Below are 14581 nucleotides of genomic sequence, written 5' to 3'. Positions count from 1 at the left end.
TGTGTCCGGTTAGCGGAAGTAGGCGTTGGGCGTCGCGTGGCTAGTGGATTCTGTCCGCGAGCGCAGTCTTGACGGCGGGCGAAGCGTGAAAGGCTCCCAGCACTGTGACGCTTTCGATGGTGGCGAGCGCAAGCTCCGGCGTGACGTCGGTGGCAATGCTGGCGAGTCCCAGCACCTGAATGGTGAGGCGCTGCCGCGCAGCGCGAACCGCCTCGAGATCCTGCCTGGAAAAGTGCTGCAGTCCGAGCACAAGCGCACGGCGCGTCACCGTGTCTTGGACGACCTGCGCATGAAGGGCAAGCTGGTTGCGAATCGCCGTTCGGATCAGGTCGGTCCGGTTCGAATAAAAGCCTTCCTCGACCAGCAGATCGATTTGCCCGAGATCGACGGGACCGAGGTTGATCGTGATTTTTTCCGAGTCGCCGCCTTTGGGGCGAATCGTGTCGAGTGCTGCGGGCTTTTTCATTTTTTCCATCCATCCACCATCCATATGGATGGTTATAGGCTGGTTTTTGTCGCGCCGCAACATCAACATTCGGGGCCGATACACTTTCCGCGCAATCATGGACTGCTGGTTGCGAGTGCCTCGATTCCGCAGGCCTTCAATGCGATCTACTGGCTCGAGAACGCGTGCCGCGCGCAAGTTGACGCAATGGCGTGCAATACCGAGCTGCATTTGCCGCCGCAGCATGTGATCGACAAGACCGCGCATCTGTACAAGCCGGAAACGCGCCGCCCGTATGGCGAAATGGAATGGCCCGCGATGCTGCGCTTTCTCGATCGACGGGACCCGTCGTATCGAAACTAGATGCGGGGCGGGCACCCCTTATCGCGCAGCCCGCTTTGGCGCTTTCGGCTGCGGCTTCTGGGACTGCCAGCTATCCTCGTCGAGCAACCGGTCAAACAGACGATTGATCATCGTTTGGGGCAGCGGCGCCAGCCCAAGCAATGAATTGAACGCTATGCCGCTTGCAGCGAAATAGCGAAGCAGTGAAAGCTCAAGGTCGCCCGATTCGCGCTGAAGCGCTTTCATCCTGTCTGCGTCCGCCGCTTTAGAGTCATCGAGCAGTTCCGGGCTCTCGACCAACGCGGCAAGCACAGCTCGCGCGACCGAATGCGGTTGCTTGATGGACTCCCGATAGACGGCTATATGCGCCGCGAGATTCGGTTCGGCTTTCTTGCCTGCTTCTTTGGTCAGGTAGTCGAGCCGGATCTGTTCAAACTGTTGCCGCTGATAATCAAGCAGCGCTGTAAGCACACCATGCTTCGTGCGGAACTGATGCAGCAGCCCACCCTTGCTCACGCCACTCTCTCGCGACAGCGAATCGAATGTAAGGCCACCCACGCCTTCTCGCGCAAGGATTGTGAATGCGGCCTCAATAGCCTTCTTGCGGGTCGTCTCGGAACGGGTCTGATTGTCCATTGATCAATAAAGATGTCGTCGCGTCAACCGGTCATGCTGTCTGTTGCGAGGTTAGCGGCGGCTGAAGCCGGCCCCGCCAGCCGCTGAAATCCGAAGCAAACCGGGCGTTCATGCTGGTAAAGGCTGAATTGTACGCCCGAGTTTTCCTCAAAAACAAACCGGGTAGACGGTTTACATCTGAAAACGGCGATGCTACGCTTCGGCCACACATCGGGATTCACCCGACGTGACGCTCTTCCGACACCTGCCATCGGCTTCCAGGGAACACGACATGTTCAAGCTCAGACTGACTCCGCTCTTCTTCGCCGGCGCAACCGCGCTGGCCCTAACGGCCTGTGCTGGCGTGCAGCCCGTTGCGTACTCGGGTATCGCTTCCTCGTCGCAACTAAAGCAAAACCGGGATGACGACTCCGCCAAGGTGCCGTACCGGTTCGCGGCCCCCGTTGTCTGGTCGCGTTACAACCAGGTGATCGTCGATCCCGTCGATATCTATCGGGGCAATGACAACCAGTTCGGGGATATGAAAGATGACGACAGGGCGGCGCTCGCTGGCTACATGGGCAAGACGTTCGCGTCGAAACTGTCGAAGCGTTTCGAAATCGCCGCACAGCCTTCGCCTGCAACCCTGCGCATCAAGCTCACGCTGACGGGCGCGGAACAAACCACGACACTCGTCGGGCAGGCGATGCACTTCGATATCGCCGGAAATCTTTATAACGGTGTGCAGGCCATCCGCGGCGGCAAGGGTGCATTCAGCGGCTCGGTGTCTTATGCGGTCGAGGTGTACGACAGTTCCAATGGGCACCTGTTGAGGGCCTATGTGACGAAGCAGTATCCGAACGCGATGAATCTGCCCGCTGCGTTCGGATCGCTCAGCGCCGCCAAGACGGGGATCGACAAGGGTGCGGATGCCCTCGTCGCTCAACTGAAGTAACGCCCGGCGAGCCACATCGACATGCGCCAAGCCGGAGAACGTGCGTTCGCCTCGCATCGACACGTCGACCGTATGAGCGATCCATGGACGCCGGCAATCGCTCACGACCCGGCGGTTTCGCCATGATGCATGCCGTGGCCGACCTCGTCATGACGACACCGCCGCCATTGATGGTCGTGATCGTGTTCGCGGTCACCTACTTCGTGGTGGGACTACCGGTTCATTTCACGCGCGGTGCTGGCTACAGGGACGTGCTCGGGACGATGGCGGGCGTGCTCGCTGCGCTTGTGTACATCGCGCTGGCCGTCGACTCGCATGCGAACGTTCACTAGTCACTGCGATCGGGCAGCGATGAAGCGTCTCTGTCGCCGGTTCAAAGTGGGCGCAGCTATCGTTCGCCGGTTCGGCAGGCGACTATGCGACGTGATCACTGGAACGCTCTGATGAATAGCCGGCGCCGGCCGTCGGCTGTATGGCTCATTCCTATCGCCGCGCTGCTCATTTGTGGCGCGCTACTCGTTGCGTCCGTCGTGCAACGCGGACCTCACATCAGGATCAGCTTCGCGAGCGCCGAGGGACTCGAGGCGGGTAAAACGCGCGTGCGATACAGGGATGTCGAGATTGGCACGCTGACAGACCTGCATCTCACCGCCGACCGCACACGGCTTCTCGCCGACGTGCAGCTGGAGGACTCAGCAAAAGCTTTTGCGGCATGTGATACGCGATACTGGGTGGTCCGTCCGCGCATCGGCATGACAGGTATTTCCGGGCTCGCAACGGCTATTTCAGGTTCGTATATCGCCGCCGATATGGGGCGCACATCCAGCGTTTGTAAAGACTTTGCGGGCCTGGAAATGCCGCCCTCCGTCACATCCGATCAGAAGGGAAAACGCTTTGTGCTTCACGCAAGCTCTCTGGGGTCGCTGACACCTGGCTCGCCCATCCTTTTCCGCCGCGTTCAGGCCGGTCAGGTTCTCGGATATTCGCTCTCGAAGGATGGTGCGGAGGTTATTATCGATGTCTTCGTTAACGCGCCTTATGACCAGTATGTCACCTCGAATACCCGCTGGTGGCACGCAAGCGGAATCGACTTGCGCTTCGATTCCAATGGGCTGCGGCTGGACACCCAGTCGGTCGCGTCGATCCTCTCCGGAGGGGTCGCGTTCGATATCGTTGGACCGGCAACGACGCGATCTCAGGCATCGGACGGCACGTCGTTCGCACTGTCCGCAACACGGACGGAGGCCGCGCGCAAAGCCGAGGATGGTCCGGCCGCACGCGTACTTATGAGATTCGGACAGTCGTTGCGTGGCTTGTCGATCGGCGCACCGGTGGATTTCCACGGTGTTGAACTGGGTCAGGTTACGGCCATCGACGTCGACTTTAATGTTCGAACCGCTAACGTCGACATGGTCGCTACACTCGACCTTTATCCGTCACGTCTCGGAAGACGCTACCGGGAAGCACTCGGAAACGGTGATGGCGCCGAAGGCAGACGTCTGTTGCATCAGCTGGTTGCTGACGGGCTACGCGGACAATTGCGTACGGGCAGTGTGTTGACCGGCCAGCGATACGTCGCACTCGACTTCTTTCCGCACGCTCGCGCGGTCAGAATCGATACGCAGCGAACGCCCGTCGAACTGCCGACGGTTCCCAATACACTCGAAGAACTTCAGGACCAGCTTGCCAGCATCGTGAAAAAACTCGACGATGTGCCCTTCGATGAGATCGGACGCAATCTCGACAAGGCTCTACGGAACTCGGCGTCGCTGTTCCAGCAGATCGATAGCGAACTGGTCCCCGAGACTCGCGCGGCGCTGGAAGCTGCGCAGCGTTCATTCGACGCGGCAAACGCTACCCTTGCGAAAGAGTCTCCGCTTCAATCCGATGTCCATCAGGCACTGAACGAATTGCGTCGAACGCTTGCCAGTCTTGGATCACTGTCCGAGTATCTGCAACGGCATCCGGAATCTCTTCTGTGGGGTAAGCCGGACCGCAACTGATCCAATCAAGTCAGGGAAGTTGCAACTGCGCACAGCGCGAACAACGCAAAGAGGGAGATTGCTGTCGTGAGGCTATTTGCTGTGGTCGCTGTCGTTTGCGGTCTGCTTGCTACTCCAGCTTTTGCTGCCAACGTCGGCTTCGAGGAAGTGAAGATCGCGAATGGCACAGAACCGCCATTGACGGTCGGAATCTGGTATCCGACGAACGCTGCGGCAGCCGAGCAGACCGTCGGCAATGTCACGGAGACCGTCGCACGGGATGCGCCCATCGCAGGCCGCGGCTTGCCATTAGTCGTGATCTCGCACGGCGGCGGCGGCTGGTACGACAGCCATTACGACACCGCCATCGCGCTGGCCCAAGCCGGCTTCGTGGCAGCGGCGGTGAGCCATGCGGGCGACACGTTCGACGATCAGAGCCGTGTTCTGCAGCTATGGCGTCGTCCCGCTCAACTGAACCGGTTAGTGGACTACATGCTCGACGAGTGGGTCGGTCATCAGCATCTGGACAAGACGCGAGTCGGCGCATTCGGCTTCTCTAATGGTGGCTTCACCGTGCTCGTGATGATTGGTGGCGTGCCAAATCTGTCCGAGATCGCTCCATATTGTCACGCACACCCGGATCACGACCTGTGCAGCGCGTTGGCGCGGGCCGGCGTCGATCCAGGGCGCGGCTGTGCCCGTCGGCGTGTGGGTGCGGGACCCTCGAATCAAGGCCGCCGTGATTGCGGCTCCCGCTTTCGGATTTGCCTTTGGACGCGCGGGCTTGAGCGGTGTGCACGTCCCAGTCCAACTATGGCGGGCCGCCGATGACCGTCATCAACCGGACCCATACTATGAAGAGGCGGTGCGCACCGACCTGCCCCATCCGCCCGAATATCACGTTATCCCGAACGCAGGACACTACGATTTTCTGCCGCCCTGCGACGCGCGCCTTGCCCGCAAAATGCCCGCCATTTGCAATAGCTTGCCGGGCTTCAATCGCGCTGCGTTCCACGAGCAGTTCAATGGAGATGTGGTCGATTTTTTCCGTAAGCAGTTGCGCTGAGTCTTTCGGTTACCTCGGCGTATGGCGGTCGCTCTCTCTTCGTTCTCTTCTTCAGCGTGCATTGCTCGCGAGTGTGGCTTACATGGGCCTATCTAACAGGTTACACAAGCATAGCGGTTGTTCGAAGCGTACACGTTTCGGCTGAGCTAACCTGCCGCAGAAGCTAACAGTTGAGACCCGCGATGAGCGAAACGAAAATCACCTTTTCCCCAATGAGAATCAACGTCACCGCGATTGCCAACTAGACCAGGTATCGCTATTCCCCAGCGCGGCCCTGTGCGAGAAAGCCTCCGGACAATGCATCCGGCAATCGGGACCATCACAGCGTTCTTCGACATTGCGCGTTATGGTTATGCACTGCTCGCCAACGCGTTGCTGGACGCTCATGCCGTGCAAGCGAATCGAAAAGCAGCGCGTTATATGCCGGTTAATAAAAAAGGAGTATTCCTTTGCTCAACACCATTCTCAATGGGCTGTTGCCGGTTGCGTTCGTCATCATGCTTGGGTGGCTTTCGGTTCGCATCGGCTTGTTGAAGCATGACGATGCAGGCGTGCTGGCGACCCTGGTGATCCGGTTTGCGCTACCTTTTGCGCTGTTTGAAGGCGCGGTCAAAACCTCGCCGGACAAGCTGCACAATGTCGGCTTTGCGCTGTGCCTGACACTCGGCCTGATGGGTACGTATGTCATTGCGCTGGGCGTCGGCCGCTTTGTGTTCAGGCATGACCTGCGCACTGCCACCATGCAGGCACTGGTGTGTGCTTTTCCCGACATGGCTTACTTCGGCGCGCCGATTCTCGCCGCGGTGTTCGGGCCGGAGGGATTTTTGGCCGTGTTGGTCGGCAATCTCGTCACCAGCATCTTCATGCTGCCGCTGACCATCGTGCTGACCGGACTGGGCGACAAGAATGCGACGGGAAAGGGGCAGCCGGACGTGTTGCGGGTATTCGGACAAAGTATCGCGCGCGCCGTCATCAATCCCATTGTCTGGCTCCCGATCTCCGGCATGGTGCTGAGCTTCTGCCATGTCACGCTGCCCGGACCGGTATTGACCTCCGTCGACCTGATCGCAAAGGCTGCCGGCGGCACGTCGCTATTTGCGCTCGGATTGATACTTTATGGCGAGCGCTTTGTGATCAACGCCAACGTCCTGGCGAATCTGGGTATCAAGAACTTTCTGCAACCCGCCATGATGGCGCTTGGCGCCTTATTGTTCGGGGTGGTGGGCGCACCTGCTCACCAGGCCGTTATCACGGGCGCTGTGCCGACTGCGACCGCGGCCGCCATGTTCGCGCTCAAGAGCAATACCTACACGCGCGACGCCACCGCGACAATCCTGGTCAGCACGATTCTCGGCGTCGTAACCGAGGGACTGCTGATCGCGTATTTTTTCTGATGATGCAGACGGGAGCCGTCGCTTCCAACGAGCGGGGCTCGACGACCCTCCCCCAGAACCTCGGCCCCCAAAAATCAGCCATCAAGCTGAACGCCGCAACGCTTCCACGATCCCCGCCGCCGCCCGCGCCGCCACATCACACCCGAGTACGATATGCGCCTCGGCGGTATCCTCGATGAAATCGTGACTGACGCCGCCAATGCTCGGCACGAAAAGCATGCATGCGGGAATGTGATGCGCGATCACCTGCGCATCGTGAGACGCACCGCTCGGCATGTGAATCCACTGACCCGGCGCGACTGCTTCGGCCGCTTGCGCAATATGATGCTGCAACGCCGTATCCATCACGACCGGCTCCTCTGGACCATCGCAAGGTATCAGCTCAACCTGCACGGCATGCTGCAAATTCCACTCATCCACTAACGCAGCAAGCGCGTTTTCCATTGCATGCAGCCGCCCGGGGTTACCGTCACGGAACTGCAAGTACATATCAGCCTTGCCCGGCACCACACTGAACGAACCCGGATCGAGATCGATCCGGCCGACAGTCCACACCGTATCCGCGTCCGCCAGCCGATCAAACGCAGCGTCAACACGCGCGATGAATGCAACCAACGCCGCGCCCGCGTCCCGTCGGATGGACATCGGCGTCGTGCCCGCGTGATTCCGCTGCCCGGTGAAGCGCAACTGAAACTCACGGATGCCGACAATCGTCGTCACCACACCAATCGACTTCCCCGATGCTTCGAGCCGACCGCCCTGCTCGATATGCGGTTCGAGATACGCGCGTTGTCTCGCATGATCGAGCACCACACGCGGCACATTCGCCACGCCCGCCTGTGCGAGCGCGTCGCCGAGCAGCACGCCGTCACGATTGCGCGCGTGCTGTACCGACGCATCGATCGCATCGCCGACGAAACTGCGACTGCCAAGAAAACTCGAAAATGTGCCCTCTTCGTCGATCCACGATGCAACGTCCACTGCGAAGTCGCGCGTCGCAGCGCATTCGTCAAGGGCGCGCGCGATTTCGAGGCCATAGATCACGCCGAGCGCGCCATCCAGCCAGCCGCCAGTCGGCTGCGTATCGGTGTGCGAGCCGATAACGAGCGCCGGGCCGGACTTGCGCGAGCGCCCGAACACCGTCCCGACACCATCGATAATTGCATCCAGTCCTGCATCCGTCATGCGCCCCGCGAGCCAGCGACGCGCCTCCATATCGATCGGTGAGAGCGACAGGCGCACTACGCCGGGTCCATTGGCGCCAAAGCTGCGCAAGGTCTTGAGATCGTCGAGCAGGCGAACGGGATTGATGCGTGGGAAGTCGTGCACGCGAGTTCTCCGAAACATGAGTCGGTGAGCAAAGCACGATTTTCGCATCAACCCAATGAACTCGTGCTGGATGATGCCCGCACGCGCGGGCCACGAGCGTTCGCGTTACAAGAAGAGTGAATTCTTCCACTGACGGATTATCGAATACCTTCGCCCCACGTAGACTCGGTCGCACTTTCAATCTACGCATGCCGACATCGACCTCCTTCGGCAAGCAGTTAATGTGTGGGACCTTGCATGAACATCACCGTGCATCACCTCGAAAACTCGCGTTCGCAGCGCGTTCTATGGCTACTCGAAGAGCTGGCGTTGCCCTATCAGGTCATTCGCTACAATCGCGATCCGATCACTGGCCAGGCGCCGCCCGCCGTGAGCGGAATACATCCGCTCGGCAAGCTGCCGCTCGTTCAGGACGGCAACCTGACGCTTGCCGAGTCGGGTTTAATCTTCGAGCACATTCTGGACGGTGCTGACGCGAAGATCGGCAGACCGGCTGAACCGGAGAGCGCTCGCCGATATCAACACTTCATGCACTACGCCGAGGGCTCTCTGATGCCTCCGCTTTTCGCGCTACTTGTTCTGGGGCGAATGGGCGAGGCGGGGCGTACGGCTGCGGCGGATGTGAGGCGTTCTTTCGAAGACCATCTCGCGTGGATGGATAGCGAATTATCCAGTCGACCGTGGTTTGCCGGTGAATCGTTTACTGCCGTCGATATCATGATGAGCTTCCCGTTAGAGGCCGCCCGTCAACGCGGCGGACTCGATGACCGGTACGCAAATCTAAACGCCTTCCTGCATCGCATTCACTCGCGGCCCGCATATCGAGCCGCAATTGAAAGAGGCGGACCTTACGCATTCGCGTGAGTACGTGTCAGAAGAAGTGATGCACGCCAATGCGAAACACTGTCTGATTGGGACTCCTCTGCCGCCCAGGTGGCAAACTGTGTGTAGGCCGTAGCACTGCACACGCGTCACTTCGAACCCGATAGCGCGCGATGTGCCTTGATGTAAGAGCGCTACCCTGTACGACGGCACAACCTACACACAGTTTGCCGCTATAGGGCCGAAATCGTTCGCCAACGCCGGCCTTTGTGCGGGAGTTCGAAGCGGGTGATGCGTCTGTTCAGTGCGTTGGCAACGTACGCGGGCAGATTCGCTGCCGTGTGAAGCGTGGGACCGTTTGGGGGCCCTCAGGCAATAACTAGAGCTAGCGGTGTTAGCCGCTTTCTTTTGCCTACTTTTCTTTGCGGCGGCAAAGAAAAGTAGGTGCCGCCCCGCACAGGGGCGACGCCTGAAGCACGAAGGCATAAGGCGGATGCCGGCGAAAGAACAAACCAAACCGGCCGCGCCACGAAGGCCCAAACGCGGATGCCAGCGTAAAGGCAAAAAAACCAAACCGCCTGCGCAGCAAACACCAAACTTTACTGCGAATCATCGCCCTGATAGAACCTGCGCCCCGCCCCGGAACTGACAGAACTATCAGCGACCCCACCATACCCACCGCCAGCCTTAGCGGCATTTAGCCGATTCTGCGCTGCCTGAATATTCTCCGGATAAGCAGTCGAATCCGAAGTCGACGGGTTATACCCCGCATTCTCCAGCTCAATAACCTGCTGCCGAACCTCGGCACGCGTGAGAGGCGCACTCGACTGCGCATAAGCGGCAAGTGGCAACAACAAGACAGCAGAAATCACAGCAACATTCGCGACAAGTTTCATGGTGGCCTCCGATAGGGCTCTAGCGTAAACCCTATCTTACCCCCAGAAACGGGCACAACGCAGCGCACGCCACGCAACCACGAAGCGCAACTCGTTACCGTCGATGACAGACGCCTTGCCGCGCCTCACATTCAGCTCACACTCGCTTAGTCGCAATGCTCCTTGCAGATCAACTCAGACGAACAAAAACCCTTCATCTAAGGCGCAATCTCTTCCAGACTCCGCTCTCGCGTCTCCGTCATCTTCATCGCGCAAAGCGCACCAAACACGGCCACCATCGCGAACATCACAAACACAGAACCGATGCCTTGCTTATGCAGCAGCAACCCGGCCAGCGACGGCCCGACAGCAGACGCCAACCGCAGCCAGGAAGTCGCGAGCCCTGTACTAGTCGCGCGCATTCGAGTCGGATAAACCTCAGGCGTGTACAGATAGAGCACAGCCGCAATCGACCCAATCAGCCCATAGCTCAACGTCCCGAGCACCATTGCGGCCCACACATCGTGCGCGCCGAACACTCCTAGACATGCGAACAGAACGGCAGCAAGACAAAAAGCCGCCACAGTCCAGTTACGGCGCCCGACGCGATCGATCACATAAGCACAAACGAGCAGCAACGCGACCTGCGCAATATTCGTCATCGATGCAGCACGCAGCGCCGTCTGCAACGGCAGGTGATAAAACGACCGGTACAGCGTAGGCAACCAGTTATTGAGGCTATTCGCGATGAAGAACGCACTCGCCCACAACGCCCACACGACAAACGTGCGCCCGCGATAGAACGGCGACAGCAGTTCACGCCAGCCCGCGCGCGCATTCGCGGAGACATTGATCGGCTGCTTCCTCGGACCGGGCGCGATGCGGCGATCGGTGCTCGCTTCCATCGCGCTGACGACGGTTTCCGCTTCGTCGAGGCGTCCTCTCGCGATCAGCCAGCGCGGCGACTCCGGCAAGCGGGAAACCAGCACCGCGATCGCCAGACCCGGCACCGCGCCGATCCAGAACATGATCTTCCATCCGACGATCGGCACGAGCCACGCGCCGAGCTGTCCTGTCGCCATCAACCCAACGGGGAAGATCAACTCGTACAGCAGAAAGTACTTGCCCCGCCCGTGCGCATTCGACAACTCGCTAATGTACGTCGCGGCGACAGGCATCTCGCCACCGACGCCGATGCCCTGCACGAACCGGCACACAAGCAGCATCGCGAAACTGCCGCTCATCGCGCAGCCCATGCTCATCACCGACATGATCGCAATCGCGATGGTCGCGCTGCGAATCCGCCCGCGCCGCTCGGCGTACCAGCCGAATATCAGCGCGCCGACGAATTGCCCGATATAGCTCGCGCCGATCAGCACGCCGATTTCGAGCGGCTCGATATGCCACAGGCCGATCAGCACGGGCAGCACGAAAGCGATCGACAGCGCATCGAAGGCGTCGAAGAACGTCGCGCTGCCGATGATGATCCGCGCCTTCGTATGCCAACGCGAAAACGGCACGCTCTCGATGCGCCGGATCAGCGCCTCTTTCGCCGCATCTGCCGTAGCCTGAACGGTCGCAGTCTGCGTGACCTCCTGTCTCACTGCGCCCTGCAGCGCATTGCTTTCGTGCATCGTCGTCTCCTCTGCCATTATTTTTGTTAGTGCAACGCGTACACGGCGATCAATGCAATCACGACCACGAGGCCCAAGGCCCACGGCCAGGTCTTGCCGCCCGCGCTTCGTACCGGTTGCGCGGACGATGGCGCAGACGAGGACGAATGCATCGTCGCCGGGCCCGATGCGTTATTGGTCGATATCGCCGCATCATCACCCGCTACCTGCTCCTGCGGACCGACGACAGCCGCCGTGAAGCGGCCAAAAAAGTCTTCAGCCATCTTCCGTGCGACACCGTCGATCAAACGCGCGCCGACCTGCGCGAGACGCCCGCCCACCTGCGCATGCGAGCGGTACACGAGACGCGTGCCGGCGCTATCGGTCAGCAGATCGACATGCGCGCCGCCCTTGCCGAAACCGGCCGCCCCGCCCGATCCTTCAAAGGTCATCGAATACGATTGCGGCGGCTGCAAATCGGTCAGCACCATCTTGCCCTTGAAGCGCGCCTTGATCGGGCCGACACTCGCGGCCATCACCATCTGAAACTGGTTGTCGTCGACGCGTTCGAACGACTCGCATCCCGGCACCGATGCCTTGAGAATCTCCGGGTCGTTCAACGCAGCCCATACGCGTTCGCGCGGCAGCGGCAGAATCTGTTCGCCTGTCAGTTCCATCTGTCATTCTCCTTGTCAGCCGCCATCAAAGGCGCGTCTGTCTGCGCGCCAGAAAAGACGGCGGCTTGCATGATCCGTATCCAGCGCGTGACCGCGCCGCTTAGTGCCCCTCGTGCCACTCCGCGCCGCATCAGCCGAGAATGTGTTCCCACCTCGCGCGCGTCTTTTCCTGCAATTCCTTGCTGGCTTCCGCGACTTGCGGAAACTCGTGAAGAAAATCGAACGGACGGCATGCGTCGATGATCGCCTTCGAATTGAACGGCGCCTTGTATGGATTCGCGATCGACATCGGGTCGTTCTTCGAACCCATCCCGCGTTTGACAATGTCGATATCGATGTCCGGGTCCGTGCGCGTCGCGACGGCCCACATCACTTCCTGCAGGTTGGCGGGATCGATATCGTCGTCGACCACGATCGAATAGCGCGACATGTACGCTCCCACGCCGCACTGGCTCAGAATGTGTCCCGCTTGCCGCGCGTGGCCTGCATAGCGCTGTCGGATCGCCACAACGTTGAACATGCGCGCGCCGCCTATCTCATGCGCCCACACACCCGCGACGTCCGGCACACCCGCCGCCTGCAGCGCATCGACGAGCAGCGCCGAGCGCATCACGGCCTTCGAATACGAGTAATCGTTTGGCGGCTTCGCGGGCGGGCTGCCCATGATGATGGGGTTGTTACGGTAGTAGATGCGCTCGATCGTCACGACGGGCGCGGTCTCCGCCTTGCCCGGGTAATAGCCATGAAATTCGCCGAACGGTCCTTCGATCTTCACGTCGCCGGGATGCGCATAGCCTTCGATCACGATTTCCGATGCAGCCGGAAACGGCAGCTCCGTCAACTGCCCCTTCACCACTGAAACGGGCTGCTTCAATATCGCGCCAATGTAGTTGTACTCGCACATACCGAACGGCACTTCGATGCCCGAGATCAGATAACCGAGCGGGTCGCAGCCGATCACGATCGCAACCGGGAACGGCTTGCCCGCTTTCATGTGCTTGTCGTACTGGATCGCGCCGTGCTTGCCCGGAATCATGTCAAGGCCGACGTGATTTTTGTCGTGGATCATCACGCGATAGGTGCCGACGTTGATCCAGTCGGAGTCGAGATCTTTCGTGACGACCATGCAGCCCGTGCCGATGTAGCGGCCACCGTCCTTCTCGTGCCACAGCGGCGCGGGAAACGAGAACAGGTCGACGTCGGCACCCGATTGAATGTTGTCGAACACCGGACCGCTCGCCGTCGTCACGGGTTCGTATTCCGGCGCATGGGCCTGCCATTGCTTCGGCTTGCCGCGCAGTGTCTCCACCAGCGCGCGATGCGTGGCCTGATGTCCCACGCGCAAGATCGACGAAAGCCGCGCCGGGCTCGCGGTGCTGCATGTCAGCACGCGATGTCCCTGCGGATAACCGGGAATGTCGTCGAAAAGCAGCGCGGCGGCCCGTTCCTTCTTCACGTTCAGCTCGCTGATCGCGCCCAGTTCCAGGTTCCAGTCGGCGCCCGATACGTCGGTCAATTCGTCGAGCGCGCGCGCCTCGTCAAGCCATGCACGCAGATCCAGCGAATGAGTGTTCGAATTCTTTGTCACGTCCTATGTCTCCTTGTACTGCGTTTCCTGACGGGCGTTACATGCCGGTAGCGCGACGCTCGAAAGCTGCCCCATCGCAACATTGCGCAACATTGAGGCAACGCAATATGCGGCGCAAACGACCATCGTTCATATCGGGGATGAGAAGGATTCATGCGATGAGGCGAATCAGTCGAGTTCGCCGCCGGGCGGATTCGACGGCTCGCGCCGTCCATAACCGCCCGCGTATTTGAACGTGCCTTGTGCCGTAGCGATCAGTGTCTTCGAATCGATCCACGCTTCGCCGCGCGCGAAGAAGATCGAGCGGCCCTTGCGTTCGAGAATGCCTCTGCCGATCAAGGTCGAGCCAACGCCCTTATCGAGGAAGTTCAGTGTCAACGACAAGGTCACGCCGTGAATAGGCCGTTGCGGGTCGGCGCTGTACAGCCCCGCGTACCCGCAAGCGGCGTCGAGCAAGGTGGCCACCACGCCGCCCTGCAGCACGCGCTGGCGATTCAGCAATTCAGGCTGCAGATCCAGACGAAATTCCGCGTAGCCTTCACGCCAATCGCTACGCGTCATGCCGAGGCTGGCAAGAAACGGATTTTCCAGCACATCGATGTCCATCGTTATTCTCCCTTCTGCGAGCGAGCGGCATGTCCCGCTCGTCGCTTCTTGTTGTCCTTGCACAGCGCGCGTTGCAAACCGCGTGCAGGGCCGCGGGTCGTCCGCACACCGCCGCTGGATATCGGATGTTCCGGGTTTGCAACAATTGATTCATCTACGCCAATAGAGGACGCTTCGTCCAACGGGACCAAGAGTGCATGAGCGCTTTCGGCATGCGCAAACTAACTTTTCTCATGCCCGGCATGAAAAAGTTTCATTTCCGCAGGGGTCGT

The 14581-nt window shown here is 60.1% G+C and carries 16 protein-coding genes; 8 read left to right on the top strand and 8 right to left on the bottom strand.

The window, feature by feature from the left end; all coding sequences use genetic code 11:
* Window positions 1-40: 40 nt before the first annotated feature.
* Window positions 41-466, bottom strand: a complete 426-nt coding sequence (locus SB822_RS34560) for a CopG family transcriptional regulator (protein WP_079494634.1) — start codon at window positions 464-466, stop codon at window positions 41-43.
* A gap of 24 nt (window positions 467-490) precedes the next feature.
* Here SB822_RS34560 and SB822_RS34555 point away from each other — a divergent pair, with 24 nt between their 5' ends.
* Complete coding sequence (locus SB822_RS34555) at window positions 491-808, top strand: class II aldolase/adducin family protein (protein WP_318268380.1); 318 nt, start codon at window positions 491-493, stop codon at window positions 806-808.
* Window positions 809-826: 18 nt separating this feature from the next.
* Here SB822_RS34555 and SB822_RS34550 read toward each other — a convergent pair whose 3' ends face one another.
* Window positions 827-1423: a TetR/AcrR family transcriptional regulator gene (locus tag SB822_RS34550; protein ID WP_410856702.1), complete on the bottom strand. Its 597-nt coding sequence runs from the start codon at window positions 1421-1423 to the stop codon at window positions 827-829.
* 271 nt (window positions 1424-1694) lie between these two features.
* On the opposite strand from SB822_RS34550, the gene SB822_RS34545 reads away from it, so the two are divergent.
* From SB822_RS34545 to SB822_RS34520, 6 genes are all read left to right on the top strand, one after another.
* Window positions 1695-2357 carry a DUF3313 domain-containing protein gene (locus SB822_RS34545; protein ID WP_079494255.1) on the top strand — a complete coding sequence of 221 codons (663 nt, stop codon included), beginning with the start codon at window positions 1695-1697 and terminating at the stop codon, window positions 2355-2357.
* Window positions 2358-2440: 83 nt separating this feature from the next.
* Window positions 2441-2689: a hypothetical protein gene (locus tag SB822_RS34540; protein WP_079494258.1), complete on the top strand. Its 249-nt coding sequence runs from the start codon at window positions 2441-2443 to the stop codon at window positions 2687-2689.
* 84 nt (window positions 2690-2773) lie between these two features.
* The gene (locus SB822_RS34535) at window positions 2774-4360 is read left to right on the top strand and encodes an intermembrane transport protein PqiB (protein ID WP_410856701.1); all 1587 of its coding nucleotides are present in this window, start codon (window positions 2774-2776) and stop codon (window positions 4358-4360) included.
* A 66-nt stretch (window positions 4361-4426) separates the two neighbouring features.
* Window positions 4427-5170, top strand: a complete 744-nt coding sequence (locus SB822_RS34530; protein WP_410856700.1) for an alpha/beta hydrolase family protein — start codon at window positions 4427-4429, stop codon at window positions 5168-5170.
* A gap of 34 nt (window positions 5171-5204) precedes the next feature.
* Window positions 5205-5405, top strand: coding sequence for a hypothetical protein (locus tag SB822_RS34525; RefSeq protein ID WP_410856699.1), 201 nt, complete (start codon window positions 5205-5207; stop codon window positions 5403-5405).
* A gap of 449 nt (window positions 5406-5854) precedes the next feature.
* Complete coding sequence (locus SB822_RS34520; protein WP_410856698.1) at window positions 5855-6799, top strand: AEC family transporter; 945 nt, start codon at window positions 5855-5857, stop codon at window positions 6797-6799.
* An 81-nt stretch (window positions 6800-6880) separates the two neighbouring features.
* Here SB822_RS34520 and SB822_RS34515 read toward each other — a convergent pair whose 3' ends face one another.
* The gene (locus SB822_RS34515; RefSeq protein ID WP_410856697.1) at window positions 6881-8128 is read right to left on the bottom strand and encodes a Zn-dependent hydrolase; all 1248 of its coding nucleotides are present in this window, start codon (window positions 8126-8128) and stop codon (window positions 6881-6883) included.
* 237 nt (window positions 8129-8365) lie between these two features.
* Here SB822_RS34515 and SB822_RS34510 point away from each other — a divergent pair, with 237 nt between their 5' ends.
* Entirely contained in the window at window positions 8366-8992 is a 627-nt protein-coding gene (locus SB822_RS34510; protein WP_007577574.1) for a glutathione S-transferase family protein, read from the top strand.
* A 557-nt stretch (window positions 8993-9549) separates the two neighbouring features.
* On the opposite strand, the gene SB822_RS34505 is transcribed toward SB822_RS34510, so the two are convergent.
* The 5 genes from SB822_RS34505 to SB822_RS34485 form a co-directional block, all read right to left on the bottom strand.
* Window positions 9550-9846, bottom strand: coding sequence for a DUF4148 domain-containing protein (locus SB822_RS34505; RefSeq protein WP_007586894.1), 297 nt, complete (start codon window positions 9844-9846; stop codon window positions 9550-9552).
* A 197-nt stretch (window positions 9847-10043) separates the two neighbouring features.
* Window positions 10044-11459 carry an MFS transporter gene (locus tag SB822_RS34500; protein WP_007586892.1) on the bottom strand — a complete coding sequence of 472 codons (1416 nt, stop codon included), beginning with the start codon at window positions 11457-11459 and terminating at the stop codon, window positions 10044-10046.
* Window positions 11460-11485: 26 nt separating this feature from the next.
* Window positions 11486-12115 (bottom strand): CoxG family protein, encoded by a 630-nt coding sequence (locus SB822_RS34495; RefSeq protein ID WP_410856696.1) that lies wholly within the window; start codon window positions 12113-12115, stop codon window positions 11486-11488.
* 130 nt (window positions 12116-12245) lie between these two features.
* Window positions 12246-13703 (bottom strand): UbiD family decarboxylase, encoded by a 1458-nt coding sequence (locus SB822_RS34490; protein ID WP_079502434.1) that lies wholly within the window; start codon window positions 13701-13703, stop codon window positions 12246-12248.
* A gap of 168 nt (window positions 13704-13871) precedes the next feature.
* Entirely contained in the window at window positions 13872-14309 is a 438-nt protein-coding gene (locus SB822_RS34485) for a PaaI family thioesterase (protein ID WP_007586886.1), read from the bottom strand.
* Window positions 14310-14581 lie beyond the last annotated feature (272 nt).

The sequence above is a fragment of the Paraburkholderia sp. SIMBA_054 genome (assembly GCF_046534875.1).
In the GTDB taxonomy this organism is placed as follows: Bacteria; Pseudomonadota; Gammaproteobacteria; order Burkholderiales; family Burkholderiaceae; genus Paraburkholderia; species Paraburkholderia hospita.
This window is presented reverse-complemented; position numbering and strand designations above follow the sequence as displayed.

What these genes read in the sequence shown, in the direction of transcription:
- SB822_RS34560 (WP_079494634.1), bottom strand. Translation starts at nt 466, where the DNA reads ATGAAAAAGCCCGCAGCACTCGACACGATTCGCCCCAAAGGCGGCGAC.
- SB822_RS34555 (WP_318268380.1), top strand. Translation starts at nt 491, where the DNA reads ATGGATGGTTATAGGCTGGTTTTTGTCGCGCCGCAACATCAACATTCG.
- SB822_RS34550 (WP_410856702.1), bottom strand. Translation starts at nt 1,423, where the DNA reads ATGGACAATCAGACCCGTTCCGAGACGACCCGCAAGAAGGCTATTGAG.
- SB822_RS34545 (WP_079494255.1), top strand. Translation starts at nt 1,695, where the DNA reads ATGTTCAAGCTCAGACTGACTCCGCTCTTCTTCGCCGGCGCAACCGCG.
- SB822_RS34540 (WP_079494258.1), top strand. Translation starts at nt 2,441, where the DNA reads ATGGACGCCGGCAATCGCTCACGACCCGGCGGTTTCGCCATGATGCAT.
- SB822_RS34535 (WP_410856701.1), top strand. Translation starts at nt 2,774, where the DNA reads ATGCGACGTGATCACTGGAACGCTCTGATGAATAGCCGGCGCCGGCCG.
- SB822_RS34510 (WP_007577574.1), top strand. Translation starts at nt 8,366, where the DNA reads ATGAACATCACCGTGCATCACCTCGAAAACTCGCGTTCGCAGCGCGTT.
- SB822_RS34505 (WP_007586894.1), bottom strand. Translation starts at nt 9,846, where the DNA reads ATGAAACTTGTCGCGAATGTTGCTGTGATTTCTGCTGTCTTGTTGTTG.
- SB822_RS34500 (WP_007586892.1), bottom strand. Translation starts at nt 11,459, where the DNA reads ATGCACGAAAGCAATGCGCTGCAGGGCGCAGTGAGACAGGAGGTCACG.
- SB822_RS34495 (WP_410856696.1), bottom strand. Translation starts at nt 12,115, where the DNA reads ATGGAACTGACAGGCGAACAGATTCTGCCGCTGCCGCGCGAACGCGTA.
- SB822_RS34485 (WP_007586886.1), bottom strand. Translation starts at nt 14,309, where the DNA reads ATGGACATCGATGTGCTGGAAAATCCGTTTCTTGCCAGCCTCGGCATG.